Below are 15,324 nucleotides of genomic sequence, written 5' to 3'. Positions count from 1 at the left end.
CACGTCATGACCCGCGTGATCCTTGCCGCCCTGGCCTTGCTGGCCGCTTCCCCGCTCTCGGCCGCCGGCCCGTTGCCGGCCTGGCTCGCCGGGACCTGGGCGATGGAGCGGGGCGCGGAGTGGGCGGACGAGGTCTGGCTGAAGCCGCGCGGCGACACGATGCAGGGCATGGCCCGCCACGGCTTCGGTCCCGACGTGCAGGGCTGGGATTCGCTCCGGATCGTCCGGCGGGATGGGGGGCTGGTGCTGGTGGCCCAGGCCAAGGGGGCCAGCCCGGTCGAGTTTCCCCAGGCCTTCGTCAGCGGAGATGCGATCGAGTTCGCCAATCCGGGCCACGATTTCCCGCAGCGCATCCGCTATGCCCGGGCGGGCCAGTTGCTGACCATCGAGCAGTCCCGGATGGACGGCAGCGATGCGGTGCGGACCAATTATCGCCCGGTCGAGACCGCCCCCGATCATTGAGGCGGGGACAACAGCGCACGAAAAAGGCGGCCGAAGCCGCCCTGATCGTCATGGGAAGGATGAGGCTGGCTCAGCCCTCGACGTGTTCCGCCAGCACGGTCAGCCCGTTGGCGCCGACCTCGGCAAAGCCGCCGGAGACCGCGATCTCCTCGGGCGTGCCGTTTTCGGTCTTGTAGATCCGGATCACGCCGTCCTTGACCGTCGACATGAAGGGCGCGTGGCCTTCCAGTACGCCGAATTCACCCTCGCTGCCGGGGACGACCACCATGTGGACGTTCTCGCTCCGCACGAGCTTGGCAGGGGTGACGAGTTCGAAGTGGAGCATGATCAAACTCCCCTCCGCTTGCCGGAGGGCCTCTAAACTCCCCTCCCGCTGGCGGGAGGGGCTGGGGGAGGGCTCGTTGGTCCAAGGAAAGGTCGCCCAACAGGCCCTTCCTCGGCCCCTCCCACGAATGGGAGGGGCGGTTGCGGCGCCCCGGCCCTTGCGGGCGGGGCACTGTTATCAGGCGTCCTCGGCCAGCTTCTTGGCCTTCTCGACCACCTCGTCGATGCCGCCGACCATGTAGAACGCGGCTTCGGGCAAGTGATCGTATTCGCCGTCGACCACCGCCTTGAACGAACGGACGGTGTCTTCCAACTGGACGAACTTGCCGGGGATGCCGGTGAACACCTCGGCGACGTGGAACGGCTGCGACAGGAACTTCTGGATCTTGCGCGCGCGGGCGACGATCGTCTTGTCCTCTTCGCTCAGCTCATCCATGCCGAGAATGGCGATGATGTCCTGCAGCGACTTGTACTTCTGCAGGGTTTCCTGGACGCGGCGGGCGGTCTCGTAGTGCTCGGCGCCGACGACGCGCGGCTCAAGCACGCGCGAGGTCGAGTCGAGCGGGTCGACCGCCGGGTAGATGCCCAGCTCCGAGATCGCGCGGTTCAGCGTGGTGGTCGCGTCAAGGTGCGCGAACGAGGTGGCCGGGGCCGGGTCGGTGAGGTCGTCCGCGGGGACGTAGATCGCCTGGACCGAGGTGATCGAACCCTTGGTGGTCGAGGTGATGCGCTCCTGCAGCGCGCCCATGTCGGTCGACAGGGTCGGCTGGTAACCCACCGCCGAAGGAATGCGGCCGAGCAGCGCCGACACTTCCGAACCCGCCTGGGTGAAGCGGAAGATGTTGTCGACGAAGAACAGCACGTCCTGGCCTTCCTGGTCGCGGAAGTACTCGGCCATGGTCAGGCCGGACAGCGCGACGCGGGCACGGGCGCCCGGGGGCTCGTTCATCTGGCCGAACACCAGGGCGACCTTCGACCCGTCGGGGGTCGGGTTGCCGTCGGCGTCCTTGGCGATGACGCCGGCGTCGAGGAATTCGTGGTAGAGGTCGTTGCCCTCGCGGGTGCGCTCACCCACGCCGGCGAAGACCGACACGCCGCCGTGGCCCTTGGCGATGTTGTTGATCAGTTCCTGGATCAGCACGGTCTTGCCCACGCCGGCACCGCCGAACAGGCCGATCTTGCCGCCCTTGGCATAGGGCGCGAGCAGGTCGATCACCTTGATGCCGGTGACGAGGATCGCGGCTTCGGTCGACTGGTCGACGAATTCCGGGGCCTTGGCGTGGATCGGGGCGTGCTGGTCGGCGCCGACCGGGCCACGCTCGTCGATCGGCTCGCCGACCACGTTCATGATGCGGCCCAGCGTCTTGGGGCCGACCGGCACCGAGATCTGCGCGCCGGTGTTGGTCACCGCCTGGCCACGGGTCAGGCCGTCGGTCGCGTCCATCGCGATGGTGCGGACGGTGTTCTCGCCCAGGTGCTGGGCAACCTCGAGGACCAGGCGATTGCCGTTGTTGTCGGTCTCGAGCGCGGTGAGGATCGCCGGCAGTTCGCCGTCGAAGGTCACGTCGACGACGGCGCCGATGACCTGGCTGATCTTGCCGGTGGAAGTGAGCACGGTGGCCATGGTTGTTTCCTTGCCTTCTCTCTCGTTGCCTTAGAGCGCTTCCGCGCCGGCAATGATTTCAATCAGTTCGGTCGTGATCGCGGCCTGGCGGCTGCGGTTGTACTGGATGGTCAGCTTGTTGATCAGCTCGCCGGCGTTGCGCGTGGCGTTGTCCATCGCGGTCATCGAGGCACCCTGTTCGGAGGCCGCGTTTTCCAGCAGCGCGCCGAACAGCTGGGTGCGCAGGTAGCGCGGCAGCAGCTCGACCAGGATGGTTTCCTCGTCCGGCTCGTATTCCACCACGGCGCCGTCATCGGTCGCGGCGGCGGCCGGGGTGGGGACCGGGATGATCTGCTGCACGGTCGGCACCTGCACCAGCGCGCTGCGGAACTTCGAGAAGAACAGGTGAGCGATGTCGAACTTGCCGGATTCGTACAGGGCCAGCAGCTCGGCCGCGACCGCCTCGGCCTCGGTGAAGCCCGCCTCGCGCACGCCGGTGGTGTCGAAGTTCGCGACGATCGCGTTGGGCCAGTCACGCCGGATCGCGGCGCGGCCCTTGCGGCCGATCAGGTAGAACAGGACAGTCTTGCCCTGGGCTTCCAGCTCATTGGCCTTCTGCTTGGCGGCCTTGACGATGTTCGAGTTGAACGCGCCGCACAGGCCACGGTCGCTGTTGGCCACCACCAGCAGGTGGACCTGGTCCTTGCCGGTGCCGGCCAGCAGCTTCGGGCTCGACCCCGAAACCGTAACCTTGCCGGCCAGGCTGCCCATCACGGTGGCCAGGCGCGCGGCATAGGGACGCGCGGCCTCGGCAGCGGCCTGCGCCTTGCGCAGCTTGGCCGCTGCGACCATCTGCTTGGCCTTGGTGATCTTCTGGGTCGACTTGACCGAGTTGATCCGCAGCTTGAGTTCCTTAAGGCTGGCCATAAGCCTAGACCCATCCTCTTGTCGTCATGCTGAACTTGTTTCAGCATCCATGCCGCCCCACGCACCGTGCCATCCCGGGAGATGGATCCTGAAACAAGTTCAGGATGACGTGTGGGGCGACGTGTCCGGTCTGCGTACCTTACGCGAACTGCTTGGCGAAGGCGTCGAGCGCCGCCTTGACCTTGGCCTTGGCGCTATCGCCGAAGTCCTTGGTGGTGCGGATCTCTTCCAGCGCGTCGGCATGCTTGTCGCGCATGAAGCTGAGCATCTCGGCCTCGTACTCGGTCACCTTGCTGACCGGGATCGAGTCCAGGTAGCCGTTGGTGCCGGCGAAGATCGAAACGGTCTGCTCCTCGAACGACAGCGGGCTGAACTGCTTCTGCTTGAGCAGCTCGGTCAGGCGCGCGCCGCGGTTCAGCAGCTTCTGGGTCGAGGCGTCGAGGTCCGAACCGAACTGCGCGAAGGCCGCCATTTCGCGGTACTGCGCCAGCTCCAGCTTGATCGAGCCGGCGACCTTCTTCATCGCCTTGGTCTGGGCCGCACCGCCGACGCGCGAAACCGAGAGGCCGACGTTGATGGCCGGGCGGATGCCCTGGTAGAACAGGCCCGTTTCCAGGAAGATCTGGCCGTCGGTGATCGAGATCACGTTGGTCGGGATGTAGGCCGACACGTCACCCGCCTGGGTTTCGATCACGGGGAGGGCGGTCAGCGAACCGGCGCCGTTCTCGTCGTTCATCTTCGCGGCGCGCTCGAGCAGGCGGCTGTGGAGATAGAACACGTCGCCCGGATAGGCTTCGCGGCCCGGCGGGCGGCGCAGCAGCAGCGACATCTGGCGATAGGCGACGGCCTGCTTCGACAGGTCGTCATAGACGATCACGGCGTGCATGCCGTTGTCGCGGAAGTACTCGCCCATGGTCGCACCGGTGTAGGGGGCGAGGTACTGGAGCGGAGCGGGTTCCGAAGCGGTCGCGGCGACGACGATGGTGTACTCCATCGCGCCGTTCTCTTCGAGCTGGCGGACGATCTGCGCCACGGTCGAGCGCTTCTGGCCGACGGCGACGTAGATGCAGTAGAGCTTCTTGCTCTCGTCGGTGCCCTTGTTGGCTTCCTTCTGGTTGATGAAGGTGTCGATCGCGATGGCGGTCTTGCCGGTCTGGCGGTCACCGATGATCAGCTCGCGCTGGCCGCGGCCGACGGGGACCAGGGCGTCGATCGCCTTGAGGCCGGTCTGGACGGGCTCGTGCACCGACTTGCGGGGGATGATGCCCGGGGCCTTGACCTCGACGCGCTGGCGCGAGGTGGCCTCGATCGGACCCTTGCCGTCGATCGGGTTGCCCAGCGCGTCGACCACGCGGCCGAGCAGGCCCTTGCCGACCGGCACGTCCACGATCGTCGCGGTGCGCTTGACGGTGTCGCCTTCCTTGATCTCGGCGTCCGAGCCGAAGATCACGACGCCGACGTTATCGGCTTCGAGGTTGAGGGCCATGCCCTTCACCCCATTGGCGAATTCGACCATTTCGCCGGCCTGGACCTTGTCCAGTCCGTGGATGCGGGCGATGCCGTCACCCACCGAGAGCACGGTGCCGACTTCCGAGACCTGGGCCTCGGTGCCGAAGCTGGCGATCTGGTCCTTGATGACCTTCGAGATTTCAGCGGCGCGGATTTCCATGTTCTGCCTTTCTTAGCCCTTCATGGCCTGGGCGAGCGTATTGAGACGGGTGCGGATCGAGCTGTCGATCTGGGTGCTGCCGATGCGGACAACCAGCCCGCCCAGCAGTTCGGGATCGACGCTCGCCTTGAGCTTGATCTTGCGGCCTTCGCGCGCCTGCAGCTTGGCGCCGAGCGCGCCGAGCTGGTCGTCCGAGAGCGGATGGGCGCTGGTGACTTCGGCGGTGACCTCGCCACGATCGGCGGCGGCGATGGCGGCAAAGGCGCGGATGATCTCGGGCAGGGCCGACAGGCGGCGGTTGCCGGCGAGCACCCCCAGGAAGTTGCGGGTCAGCGGCGACAGGCCGAGCAGCGCCGCGACGCCGTCGATCGCCTTGCCGGCGGCTTCGCGGGTCACCTTGGGGTTGCGCAGCAGGGCGGCCAGATCATCCGTGCCCTTGATCGCCTCACCCAACTGGTCGAGGTCGGCTTCGACCGCGGCGACGCTGTTCTGCTCGCGCGCGAGATCGAAAAGCGCCGAGGCGTAGCGCCCCTGCAGGCTGGCGGTGATGCCGGCGGAATTCTCCACGCGCGTCGTTTCCTTCTCAACGGGTGCCGGATGGACCGGGTAGCACGGCTGGGCAGCGGAGCCGTTGTTCGACCTTGCCCGTGCTGACGCCCCTGTTCGTCGGGGGCGCGCCTAGCAACGAACGGCCGGGGATGCAAGGCGGTGGACTTAAGTCTTATGCCGCCCGGAATTCCCCCGTTTCATCGAGCGATTAACACGGCGGCGGAAGCGGGCCGGAAAGCGACGGAATCCCGTCGTTGCAGTGCGGCATGGCCCTTCGAATCCCGGGAGCCATGGCCATGGACCCTACTGGGCCGGATGGCAATCGTAGACCAGCCGCTCGTTCGGCGTGTCGGGCAGCAGGGCCCGGATCGCGGCCTGGGAATCGGCCAGCCGCCGCGCCTCGGCCTCGCCCGCACCGCAGGCCGGGGCGGGATAGCGCGCGCGCTCGGCCCGCACCCGGCCCATCGTGTCCAGATCGAGCAGGTAGCGGTCCTGGCGGTACGTCCGCGATTCCGGATCGAAGGTGGCGACGGTGACCGCATCTTCGCCATTGGGGGCCAGCACACGGGCCCAGCCGTCGGCGCCCAGGCCGTACTGGGTCTTGCCGTTGACGCAGCCATCGGGCGCGAAGCTGAGCGGGACATCGGCCGTTTCGGACACGGTCACCCGGCTGCGCTGGGGATTGAACACGCAGATCAGCGGCGGAGTGGAGGCAGGCGCGGGCTCGCTGGCCGCCGCGCTCGGCGTCGCATCGGCCGCCGCGACCAGGGCCTGCGCGCGCGAATCGATCTCGCTGATCGAGGGGCGGGTGAACCAGGCGATCGGGGCCAGCACCAGGCAGAGCCCGGCGGCGACCAGCGCCAGCTTGCGCTCCTTGCGCCGCCGCTGCTGGCCCAGCCACAGGCTCGCTCCGCCGGCCAGCGCGGCGAGCAGCAGAGCCAGCCCGGCAAAGGCCATGTGGTTTTCGCGCCCGGCAATCACTTCCAGCACGGCCTGGCGGTTCGCCTCCTGCAGCGCGGCGTCCTGGCGGGCCGCCGCGGCGCGCTGCAGCTCCTCGGACTGGGCCCGCGCCCCGGCCTGGCGTTCCCGCTCCAGCGCATCGAGCTCGGCGATCGATCGGCACGGTTCTCCCGTGGTGCGCGGGGTGACCTTGGCGCCGATCAGGAAGCGGGCGATCTCGCGCATCGAGACGGCGAAGTAGAATTCCGAATCCGCCGCGCTGTTCGATGCGGTCCCGAACGAATTGGCGCCGATCACCCGCCCGCAGGAATCGAGCAGCGGGCCGCCCGAATTGCCCGTGCTGAGCTGCGCGGTGTGGAGGATCGTCTCGAAGCCCTTGCTGCTGCGCCCGGCCGAGACCGCGCCGCGGCTCTTGACCGGCACGGTCGGGCTCATCAGGTCGGACGGGTCGAGCCCCTGGGCCTGGTCGACGTTGCCGGGATAGCCCACGGCGTAGACGTCCTCGCCATCGGTCACGGCGCCGGTGAACAGGGTGGCCGGCGTCAGGTTACCCTTTTCCGACAAGCGCAGCAGCGCCAGATCGTTGCGCGGGGAATAGGCCACGACCTTGGCGAAGTAGCCGCTCTTGCCCTGCGAGGGGACCACCCCGACGCGCATGTCCGGATTATCCGCCATCGGCGCGATGACATGGGCATTGGTCACCACCAGATCGGGCGCCACCGCGAAGCCCGAGCCGTGCCCGATCAACTGCACCTCGCCGCCGCTGCGTGAGATCAGCACCACGCGGACCACTGATCGCGAGGCGGCGGCGATGTCGGTCGGGTCCGCGGCGAGCCGCTGCGGGGCGAAAGCCAGGGTCAAGGCCGCGCAAAGCGAAACCAACAGGGCGAGCAGCCGGATCATCGCCGGGTGGGTAGCCCGGTGCAGGGTTTGAGCGCAATCCCCGGGATGGCGGTCTGCGACGAAGGTGGCATGCCCGGCGCGCCTCTTGCCCGCGAAGGGAAACATGCCATGACTGCTGCCGTGATCGACCGCCCACCCGTTCTTCCCACCGATTCCGCGCGGGCTGCACCCGGGCCGGTGGCAGGCCTGCCCGGACCCGAAGAGGCCTGGCGGGCCGTGCTGGCCCGCGACCGGGCCTACGACGGGCGTTTCGTGACCGGGGTGTTCTCGACCGGAATCTATTGCCGGCCGTCCTGCGCGGCGCGGCATCCGGCGCGGGCCAATGTCGGGTTCTTCGCGGATGGGGCCGCCGCGCGGGCCGCCGGGCTCAGGCCCTGCAAACGCTGCCTGCCTGACGATGTCGCCCGCGACGAGGCCGCGGTCGCCGCGGCGATCGCCACGATCCGTGCGGCCGATGAGCCGCCGGCGCTGGGCGCGCTCGCGGCCTCGGCCGGCTACAGCCCGGCCCATTTCCAGCGTCTGTTCACCCGCCTCGCCGGACTGTCTCCCGCCGCCTATGCCCGCAGCCTGCGCCGCGAGCGGGCGCTGGCGGCGCTGGGCGGGGCGGAGCGGGTCAGCGATGCGATCTATGATGGAGGATACTCTGGTCCCTCACGCTTCTATGCCGCCCAGGACGGCCGGCTGGGCATGACTCCCTCGGCCTGGCGCGACGGCGGCCGCGGCGTGACGATCCGCTGGGCGGTGGTCCCCACCACGCTTGGCCCGATGCTGGTCGCCGCGACCGACCGGGGGGTCTGCCGCCTGTCCTTTGCCGAGACCGGCGAGGACCTGCGCACCCGCTTTCCCCACGCCGACCTGGCCGAGGCGGACCCCGCCTTCGCCGCGCTGCTGGCCGAGGTGGTCGCCGCCGTCGAGGAACCCGGGCGGCCCAGTGCGCACATCCCGCTCGACGTGCGCGGCACCGCTTTCCAGGAGCGGGTCTGGGCGGCCTTGCGCGACATCCCGCCCGGCGAGACGCGCAGCTATGCCGAGATCGCCGCTGCCGCCGGCAAGCCCGCAGCGGTGCGGGCCGCCGGATCGGCCAACGGGGCGAACAATGTGGCGGTGCTGATCCCCTGCCATCGCGTGATCCGCTCGGACGGGTCGCTCGGCGGCTATGCCTATGGGCTGGCGATCAAGCAGGAACTGCTCCGCCGCGAGGCGCCGGGCGGCGGTTAAGCCGTGGCGCCGGTCCTGTCCCACCTGTGGACAGCCGCAAGAAATGTCCGTTCGGGATGGTTAAGCGACTGGAGGGGGAGGGAGGCCCGGCGCTAAATCGCCGCCATGCTAGCCCGCATCTTGATTCCGGCCGCCGCCATCCTCCTCGCGCTGGTGCCTTCGTGCACGGCCCTGGCGCAGGGCTTGCCCTCAGTTCCCCGGGTGTTGCTGGGCCAGTCCGGCGTGGTCTGCGTGCGGCTCACCGGCAACCGGGTGGCCGATGCCTTCGTGGTGGTTTCCACCGGCAAGTCGGCGGTCGACACGGCCCTGGTCGAATGGGTCCGCGAGATGGACTGGAGCGATCCCGAAAGCGCCGCGGCGCCGCGCGACCGCTGGTTCCCGATGCCCGTGGCCTTCGGCGACGGCGAGCCGCCGGCTCCCCCCGCGCAGTGCGGCACCACGCCGACTGGCTGGAGCTGAGTCGAGCGCGGGGTTCCGGGCCGGATGGGGCGACCGATTGCGCCCGAGATTGGACGTTCAGATCCTCTCATCACAGAGCACACGACCGCCCCCTAATCGTCGCCCCGGCCTTGAGCCGGGGCAGGGCTTGCTTGGCAACGGTTGGGGAAGAACAGCCCTGTCCCGGGTCAGGCCCCGGACGACGAGGAGTGTGCTGCGTGGACAGATTTCAACGGCCGATTGCGCCTGGTTGAGTAACTTTTCTTCCTCCCCGGCACGGGGAGGGGGACCATCCGCAGGATGGTGGTGGGGCACTCTCCTTGGGGCGCGGCAGTTGGTCAAGGTGGGGTGCCCCTCCACCACCTTCGGTGGTCCCCCTCCCCCGCTGGGGGAGGATCGATGAACGCCCGCTCCCCACCCAGACCGGACGTTCTGCTGGCCGCTGATATCTAACGCGCCCAGCCGGGACGGGCGGGCTCCAGGGTCGTGAGAAAGGCTTCGGCGCTGGCCAGGTATTCCGCCTGCTTGTCCGCGCTCATCTTCCGCCAGGTGGCATAGGGCTGGAACAGCCGCGCATTGCCCGCCAGCCTGGCCTCGTTGCGGGCCAGGAAGTGCCAGTATAGCGCGTTGAACGGACAGGCGTCCGGTCCGGTCTTCTGCTTGACCTTGTAGCGGCACGATCCGCAGTAATCGCTCATCCGGTCGATGTAGGCGCCGCTCGCCGCATAGGGCTTGGAGGCGAGCCGTCCGCCATCGGCATGAAGCGCCATTCCCGCCACGTTGGGCAGCTCGACCCATTCGCAGGCATCGGCGTAGACCGCCAGGAACCAGTCGCTGACCTCCTGCGGCCGGATCCCCGCCAGCAGCGCGAAATTGCCCAGCACCATCAGCCGCTGGATGTGGTGCGCATAGGCGTTGTCGCGCGTCGTGCGCACCGCCTCGGCCAGGCAGCGCATCGGCGTCTCGCCGGTCCACCAGAACTCGGGGAGGGGGCGGGTCGCTTCGAGATGGTTGGCTTCGGCGAGACCGGGCATCTCCAGCCAGTACATCCCGCGAATGTATTCGCGCCAGCCGATGATCTGGCGGATGAAGCCCTCGGCCGCCTCGATCGGGACCCGGCCCGCCAGCCATTCCGCCTCGGCCCGGCGACAGATCGCGAGCGGATCGAGCAGACCAAGGTTCAGGGCGGGTGATATCAGGCTATGATATAGCGTGTCCTGACCGGTGAGCATGGCGTCCTGGTAGCGCCCGAACAGTGGCAGACGCTCGGTCAGGAAGGCCTCCAGCGCGGTCTCGGCCTGAGCCGCGGTGACCGGCCAGGCGAAGCGGTCGAGCGAGCCGAAGTGCCCGGCACAGCGCTGCTCGACCAGGGTGATCACCTCCTGCGTGATGGCGTCGGGCTCAAAGCCAGGCACAAGGGGCGGCACCAGTCCCGGTTCCGCCGCGCCGCGATTCTCGGCATCGAAGTTCCACCGTCCCCCGGCGGGCTTGTCCCCCTCCATCAGCAGGCCGGTGCGGCGGCGCATGTCGCGGTAGAAGTACTCCATCCGCAGTTCGCGCCGCGCGCCCGCCCATGCGAAGAAGTCGGGCAGGGGGCAAAGGAAGCGCGTGTCGGGCAGGATCCGCACGCGGACCCCCAGTGTGTCGCGCCAGCCGTCCATGGCCTGCCGCACCCGCCATTCGCCCGGTTCGGTCACCTGCACGCCGCGCGCGCCATGGCGGTCGACCGCCCGGGCCAGCTCGCCGGTAAAGCTGCCGGTGCTGGCCGGATCGTCCAGCGCCACGTAGTCCACCGTCCAGCCCCGCGCCCGCAGTTCGGCAGCAAAATGGCGCATGGCCGACAGGATCAGCACGATCTTGGCCTTGTGGTGGCGGACGTAGGTGGTCTCTTCGGAGACCTCCATCATCAGCACGACCGTATCGGCCGGGTCGCGGTCGGCCAGGCTCGACAGGGCATGGCTGAGCTGGTCGCCCAGAATGGGAACGAGAACGGGTCCGGATGTCATGCCGCCGCTGTGGCACCCGGGCGGCGCGAGGCAAGGTGGCCAGACGGGACGGACTCGCCGATTGACGGCGCCCGGCGTTGGTGTATTGGTATGGCAATACACCAACGCCGGGGAGAGGAGCCATGATCGACACCGCACCGCAGGACGGCCGATGGTCACGCATCCTGCGGCATCCGCTGGTCTTGCTGATCGGCGGATTCATCGCATTCGTGGTGCTTTACGCAGTGGGTCAAATCGCTGCCGCGTCGATCAAGCCCATCCGCAACACGCCCCTTCAGCCGATTGTCGCGCTGATCGCCGCCGGGCTGGGCCTGTGGCTCTACAAGGTGATGCGCCGCCGGTTCGAACGCAGCGAGCACGACGAACTGGCGCTGGCCGGCGCCGGTCGCGAACTGTCTGTCGGCCTGCTCGGCGGGGTCGCGCTGTTTGCCGGGGTGGTGGCGGTGGTCGCGGCGCTGGGTGGGTTCGGCATCGACGGGCTGCGCGGCATCGGCCGCCTGTGGGCCATGCTGGCCATGGCGGTCCTGTCCGGCGTGTTCGAGGAGGTGATCTTCCGCGGGATTGTCTTCCGCCACGTCGAAAGCCTGGCCGGAAGCTGGGCGGCGCTGGCGGTGACTTCGCTGTTCTTCGGCGCGGTCCATCTCGGCAATCCGGGCGCAACCTGGTTCGCCGCGCTGGCGATCGCTTCGGAGGCCGGCATCCTGCTCGGCGCGGCCTATATGCTGACCCGCCGGCTGTGGCTGGCGATCGGGCTGCACGCGGGCTGGAACTTTGCCCAAGGCTGGATCTTCTCGGCGCCGGTGTCGGGCGGGAAGGCGCCGGACGGTCTGCTGATCACGCATCGCGCCGGGCCCGAATGGCTGACCGGCGGGGCCTTCGGGCTGGAGGCGTCGGCCGTGGCGATGGGGCTGGTCACGGCCGTGGGACTGGCCTTGCTGGCGCTGGCGATCCGGCAGGGACGCTACCAACCGGTGCCCTGGTTGGCACGCCGCCGCGCCGTCACCTAAACGAAGCTGTAGGGATCGATGTCCACCGCCACGCGCACGCCGGGCGGGAAGCGCAGCTGGCCCAGCCAGTCGCGGATCACGCGCTGGACCTCGGCCGAGCGGCGCGCGTTGATCAGCAGGCGATAGCGGTGGCGGCCGCGCAGCAGCGCCATCGGCGCCGGGGCCGGGCCCAGCACCAGCACGTCGGGCAGGTCCGGCCGCGTCCCGCCGATCGCCCGGGCCGCCTCGCGCGCTTCGGCCTCGTCCTCGCTGGAAACGATGATCGCCGCCCAGCGTCCGAACGGCGGCGCCCCGGCCTCGCGCCGCGCCTCGGCCTCGGCGGCATAGAACGAATCCCGGTCCCCCGCAGCCAGGGCGGCGATCACTGGCGCCTCGGGATGGCGCGTCTGGATCAGCACCTCGCCCGGCTTCTCGCCGCGTCCGGCGCGGCCCGCCACCTGGGCGATCTGCTGATAGGTCCGCTCCCCGGCGCGCAGATCGCCGCCTTCCAGCCCCAGGTCGGCATCGATCACCCCCACCAGGGTCAGCTCGGGAAAGTGATAGCCCTTGGTCACCAACTGGGTGCCGACGATCACGTCAACCAGCCCGCCTTCGACCGCCTCGACGAATTCGCGCACCTTGCCGGGGGAGCCCAGTGTGTCCGAGGTGACCACCGCCACCCGTGCCGCGGGAAAGCGCTCGGTCACTTCGTCGGCGATGCGCTCCACCCCGGGGCCGCAGGCGACCATGCAGTCGGGCGTGGCGCATTCGGGACAGGCCTCGGGCGTGGGCACCTCGTGTCCGCAGTGGTGGCAGGCCAACCGGCGCGAGAGCCGGTGTTCGACCAGCCAGGCGGTGCAGTTGGGGCACTGGAAGCGATAGCCGCAATGGCGGCACAGCGTCAGCGGGGCATAGCCGCGGCGGTTGAGGAACAGCAGTGACTGCTCGCCGCGATCGAGCCGGTCGCGCAGTTCCTTGACCAGCGGGGGGGCGATCCAGTGCTGGCGCTCGGGCTGGTCCTTCCGCAGGTCGACCACGCGGATCGCGGGCAGCTCGGCCCCGCCGTAGCGCGCGGCCAGCCCGACCTTGGTGTAAACCCCGACCTCGGCCAGTTGCATCGATTCGAGCGCGGGCGTGGCGCTGGCCAGGATGACCGGAATGCGTTCGAACTTGGCGCGCACCACGGCAACGTCGCGGGCGTTGTAGCGCACCCCGTCGTCCTGCTTGAACGAGATCTCGTGCGCCTCGTCCACCACGATCAGGCCCAATCGCGCATAGGGCATGAACAGCGCCGACCGCGCGCCGACCACCACCTGCGCGTCTCCGGAAACGATCGCCCGCCAGGCGCGGCGCCGCTCGCTCGACTTCAGCGAGGAATGCCACAGCACCGGCGATACCCCGAAGCGCGCCTCGAACCGGCGCAGGAAATTCTCGGTCAGGGCGATCTCGGGCAGCAGGACCAGCACCTGCCGACCGAGCGCGAGCGCGGTGGCGACCGCCTCGAAATAGCATTCGGTCTTGCCCGATCCGGTCACGCCATCCAGCAGGAACGGCTGGAACCCGCCGTCGCGCACCGCCGCGCTGAACCGGTCAGCGGCGGCCTGCTGGTCGGGCGAGAGGTCGGGCGCGGCATGGTCGGTTCGGGCACGGGGGTAGGGCCGGTCGAGATCGACCGTCACCGGTTCGAGCAGCCCCGCCCCGACCATCCCGCGCAGCACCCCTTCGGAGACCCCGGCGCGCTCGGCCAGTTCGCGGATGGTCGCCTGCTCGTCATGCAGGGCATCCATCGCCGCGGCGCGCTGCGGGGTGAGGCGCGCGGGCTCGGCCCCGCTCAGGCGATACTCGGTGGTGGTCCCGCCGCCCTTCAGCGCCGCCATCGATCCGATCGCCATCCGCGCCACGGCGGCGAGCGCGGCGCAATAGTAGTCCGCGGTCCATTCGATCAGGCGCCGCAGCGGGGCGGACAACGGTGGGACGGGCAGGGCCTCCAGCAGCGGCCGCAGCTTTCTGGCGGGCACCTCGGCGCCGCCGTCGAGCCGCTCCGGCTCCCACACGATGCCCAGCACCTGGCGCGGCCCGAGCGGGGCGATCACCACCGAGCCCGGCTCGACCGCCATTCCCGGCGGCACCCGGTAATCGAGCGGCCCCAGCGCGGCGTTGAAGATAATCAGGCGGACGCGGTCCATCGCCCGGCTATATGGGGAGGGTGGCGCTTGGGCCATAGCGCGATGGCATTTTGGTTCGCGCAGAGGCGCAGAGGCGCAGAGAATGGGCTCTTGGTCCTCGCGAAGCGACCAAACACGATGGCGCCCATTGAACTGGCAGCCGTTTGGAACGACGCGACTGCGTCGCGGTCATGACATCTCTGCGCCTCTGCGCCTCTGCGCGAACTCTTTGTGTGGCGAATCCCCTGCGTTTGCACAGCGAGGACTGGCCCCATCCGTCCCCACTGCCTATAGGCGGGCCAAACGTCCCAGCCCGGAGCATGCCCCGTGAAGTTCTTCGTCGACACCGCCGACACCGCAGAAATCGCCGACCTGGCCGCCACCGGGCTGCTGGATGGCGTGACCACCAATCCCTCGCTGATCGCCAAGTCCGGGCGGGATTTCATGGAGGTGACCAGGGAAATCTGCGGGCTGGTCCACGGTCCGGTCAGCGCCGAGGTGATCTCGCTGGATCACGAGGGCATGATGCGCGAGGCGGAAAAGCTGCGGAAGATCGCGGACAACGTCTGCATCAAGGTGCCGCTGACGATCGACGGGCTGAAGACCTGCAAGAAGCTGTCGGGCGACGGCACCATGGTCAACGTCACGCTGTGCTTCTCGGCCAACCAGGCGCTGCTCGCCGCCAAGGCCGGGGCCACCTTCATCTCGCCCTTCGTCGGACGGCATGACGACAACGGCTTCGACGGCATGGGCCTGATCAGCGACATCCGCCTGATCTACGACAACTACTCGTTCGAGACCGAAATCCTCGTGGCCTCGGTGCGCCATGGCATTCACGTGCTGGAAAGCGCCAAGATCGGCGCCGACGTGATGACCGCGCCGCCGGCCGTCATCAAGGGCCTGTTCAAGCACGTCCTGACCGACAAGGGCATCGAGGGTTTCCTCGCCGACTGGGCCAAGACCGGGCAGACGCTCTAGGCGCGCGCCACCCGATCGGGCGCTTGCGCCCGGCACGGACTGCCGCCACACACGGGGCGAATGCCGCGCGTGGCCTTCGACAAGCTCAGGCTGAGCGGGCTTGTCGAAATGGCCATGACCACCATCCCCGCTCGGG

General features: G+C 69.0%; 13 protein-coding genes. 5 read left to right on the top strand and 8 right to left on the bottom strand.

The features are described 5' to 3' along the window. Positions 1-6: 6 nt before the first annotated feature. Complete coding sequence (locus H7F49_RS03250; protein WP_185682121.1) at positions 7-462, top strand: DUF6265 family protein; 456 nt, start codon at positions 7-9, stop codon at positions 460-462. Positions 463-532: 70 nt separating this feature from the next. Here H7F49_RS03250 and H7F49_RS03245 read toward each other — a convergent pair whose 3' ends face one another. The 6 genes from H7F49_RS03245 to H7F49_RS03220 form a co-directional block, all read right to left on the bottom strand. Next, positions 533-790 carry an ATP synthase F1 subunit epsilon gene (locus H7F49_RS03245; protein ID WP_185682177.1) on the bottom strand — a complete coding sequence of 86 codons (258 nt, stop codon included), beginning with the start codon at positions 788-790 and terminating at the stop codon, positions 533-535. 174 nt (positions 791-964) lie between these two features. Then, positions 965-2,410 carry a F0F1 ATP synthase subunit beta gene (gene atpD / locus H7F49_RS03240; RefSeq protein WP_185682120.1) on the bottom strand — a complete coding sequence of 482 codons (1,446 nt, stop codon included), beginning with the start codon at positions 2,408-2,410 and terminating at the stop codon, positions 965-967. A gap of 30 nt (positions 2,411-2,440) precedes the next feature. Next, complete coding sequence (locus H7F49_RS03235) at positions 2,441-3,316, bottom strand: F0F1 ATP synthase subunit gamma (protein ID WP_185682119.1); 876 nt, start codon at positions 3,314-3,316, stop codon at positions 2,441-2,443. Positions 3,317-3,455: 139 nt separating this feature from the next. After that, the gene (atpA, locus tag H7F49_RS03230; protein ID WP_185682118.1) at positions 3,456-4,985 is read right to left on the bottom strand and encodes a F0F1 ATP synthase subunit alpha; all 1,530 of its coding nucleotides are present in this window, start codon (positions 4,983-4,985) and stop codon (positions 3,456-3,458) included. Between the two features lie 12 nt (positions 4,986-4,997). Next, the gene (locus tag H7F49_RS03225; protein WP_185682117.1) at positions 4,998-5,552 is read right to left on the bottom strand and encodes a F0F1 ATP synthase subunit delta; all 555 of its coding nucleotides are present in this window, start codon (positions 5,550-5,552) and stop codon (positions 4,998-5,000) included. 285 nt (positions 5,553-5,837) lie between these two features. Then, a complete protein-coding gene (locus tag H7F49_RS03220; protein WP_185682116.1) occupies positions 5,838-7,397 on the bottom strand; it encodes a S1 family peptidase in 1,560 nt (519 codons plus the stop codon). 108 nt (positions 7,398-7,505) lie between these two features. Here H7F49_RS03220 and H7F49_RS03215 point away from each other — a divergent pair, with 108 nt between their 5' ends. Both H7F49_RS03215 and H7F49_RS03210 read left to right on the top strand, forming a co-directional pair. Beyond that, positions 7,506-8,615, top strand: coding sequence for a bifunctional transcriptional activator/DNA repair enzyme AdaA (locus H7F49_RS03215; RefSeq protein ID WP_185682115.1), 1,110 nt, complete (start codon positions 7,506-7,508; stop codon positions 8,613-8,615). A gap of 105 nt (positions 8,616-8,720) precedes the next feature. Then, entirely contained in the window at positions 8,721-9,074 is a 354-nt protein-coding gene (locus H7F49_RS03210; protein ID WP_185682114.1) for an energy transducer TonB family protein, read from the top strand. A gap of 428 nt (positions 9,075-9,502) precedes the next feature. Here H7F49_RS03210 and H7F49_RS03205 read toward each other — a convergent pair whose 3' ends face one another. Further along, the gene (locus H7F49_RS03205) at positions 9,503-11,059 is read right to left on the bottom strand and encodes a cryptochrome/photolyase family protein (protein ID WP_185682113.1); all 1,557 of its coding nucleotides are present in this window, start codon (positions 11,057-11,059) and stop codon (positions 9,503-9,505) included. 122 nt (positions 11,060-11,181) lie between these two features. Here H7F49_RS03205 and H7F49_RS03200 point away from each other — a divergent pair, with 122 nt between their 5' ends. Then, a complete protein-coding gene (locus tag H7F49_RS03200) occupies positions 11,182-12,066 on the top strand; it encodes a CPBP family intramembrane glutamic endopeptidase (protein WP_185682112.1) in 885 nt (294 codons plus the stop codon). On the opposite strand, the gene H7F49_RS03195 is transcribed toward H7F49_RS03200, so the two are convergent. Further along, positions 12,063-14,231, bottom strand: coding sequence for a primosomal protein N' (locus H7F49_RS03195; protein ID WP_185682111.1), 2,169 nt, complete (start codon positions 14,229-14,231; stop codon positions 12,063-12,065). The two genes, H7F49_RS03200 and H7F49_RS03195, sit on opposite strands and share 4 nt — an antisense overlap. 306 nt (positions 14,232-14,537) lie before the next feature. Here H7F49_RS03195 and fsa point away from each other — a divergent pair, with 306 nt between their 5' ends. After that, positions 14,538-15,188 carry a fructose-6-phosphate aldolase gene (gene fsa, locus H7F49_RS03190; RefSeq protein ID WP_185682110.1) on the top strand — a complete coding sequence of 217 codons (651 nt, stop codon included), beginning with the start codon at positions 14,538-14,540 and terminating at the stop codon, positions 15,186-15,188. Positions 15,189-15,324: the final 136 nt, after the last annotated feature.

The organism is Novosphingobium aerophilum (genome assembly GCF_014230305.1).
GTDB classification, from domain to species: domain Bacteria; phylum Pseudomonadota; class Alphaproteobacteria; order Sphingomonadales; family Sphingomonadaceae; genus Novosphingobium; species Novosphingobium aerophilum.
Note: the sequence above shows the minus strand (reverse complement) of the source record. Positions and strands in the feature narration are given on the sequence as shown.

Excerpts from the sequence above, each read along its gene's own strand:
- H7F49_RS03250 (WP_185682121.1), top strand. The coding sequence starts at position 7 with ATGACCCGCGTGATCCTTGCCGCCCTGGCCTTGCTGGCCGCTTCCCCG.
- atpD (WP_185682120.1), bottom strand. The coding sequence starts at position 2,410 with ATGGCCACCGTGCTCACTTCCACCGGCAAGATCAGCCAGGTCATCGGC.
- H7F49_RS03235 (WP_185682119.1), bottom strand. The coding sequence starts at position 3,316 with ATGGCCAGCCTTAAGGAACTCAAGCTGCGGATCAACTCGGTCAAGTCG.
- atpA (WP_185682118.1), bottom strand. The coding sequence starts at position 4,985 with ATGGAAATCCGCGCCGCTGAAATCTCGAAGGTCATCAAGGACCAGATC.
- H7F49_RS03220 (WP_185682116.1), bottom strand. The coding sequence starts at position 7,397 with ATGATCCGGCTGCTCGCCCTGTTGGTTTCGCTTTGCGCGGCCTTGACC.
- H7F49_RS03215 (WP_185682115.1), top strand. The coding sequence starts at position 7,506 with ATGACTGCTGCCGTGATCGACCGCCCACCCGTTCTTCCCACCGATTCC.
- H7F49_RS03210 (WP_185682114.1), top strand. The coding sequence starts at position 8,721 with ATGCTAGCCCGCATCTTGATTCCGGCCGCCGCCATCCTCCTCGCGCTG.
- H7F49_RS03205 (WP_185682113.1), bottom strand. The coding sequence starts at position 11,059 with ATGACATCCGGACCCGTTCTCGTTCCCATTCTGGGCGACCAGCTCAGC.
- H7F49_RS03200 (WP_185682112.1), top strand. The coding sequence starts at position 11,182 with ATGATCGACACCGCACCGCAGGACGGCCGATGGTCACGCATCCTGCGG.
- H7F49_RS03195 (WP_185682111.1), bottom strand. The coding sequence starts at position 14,231 with ATGGACCGCGTCCGCCTGATTATCTTCAACGCCGCGCTGGGGCCGCTC.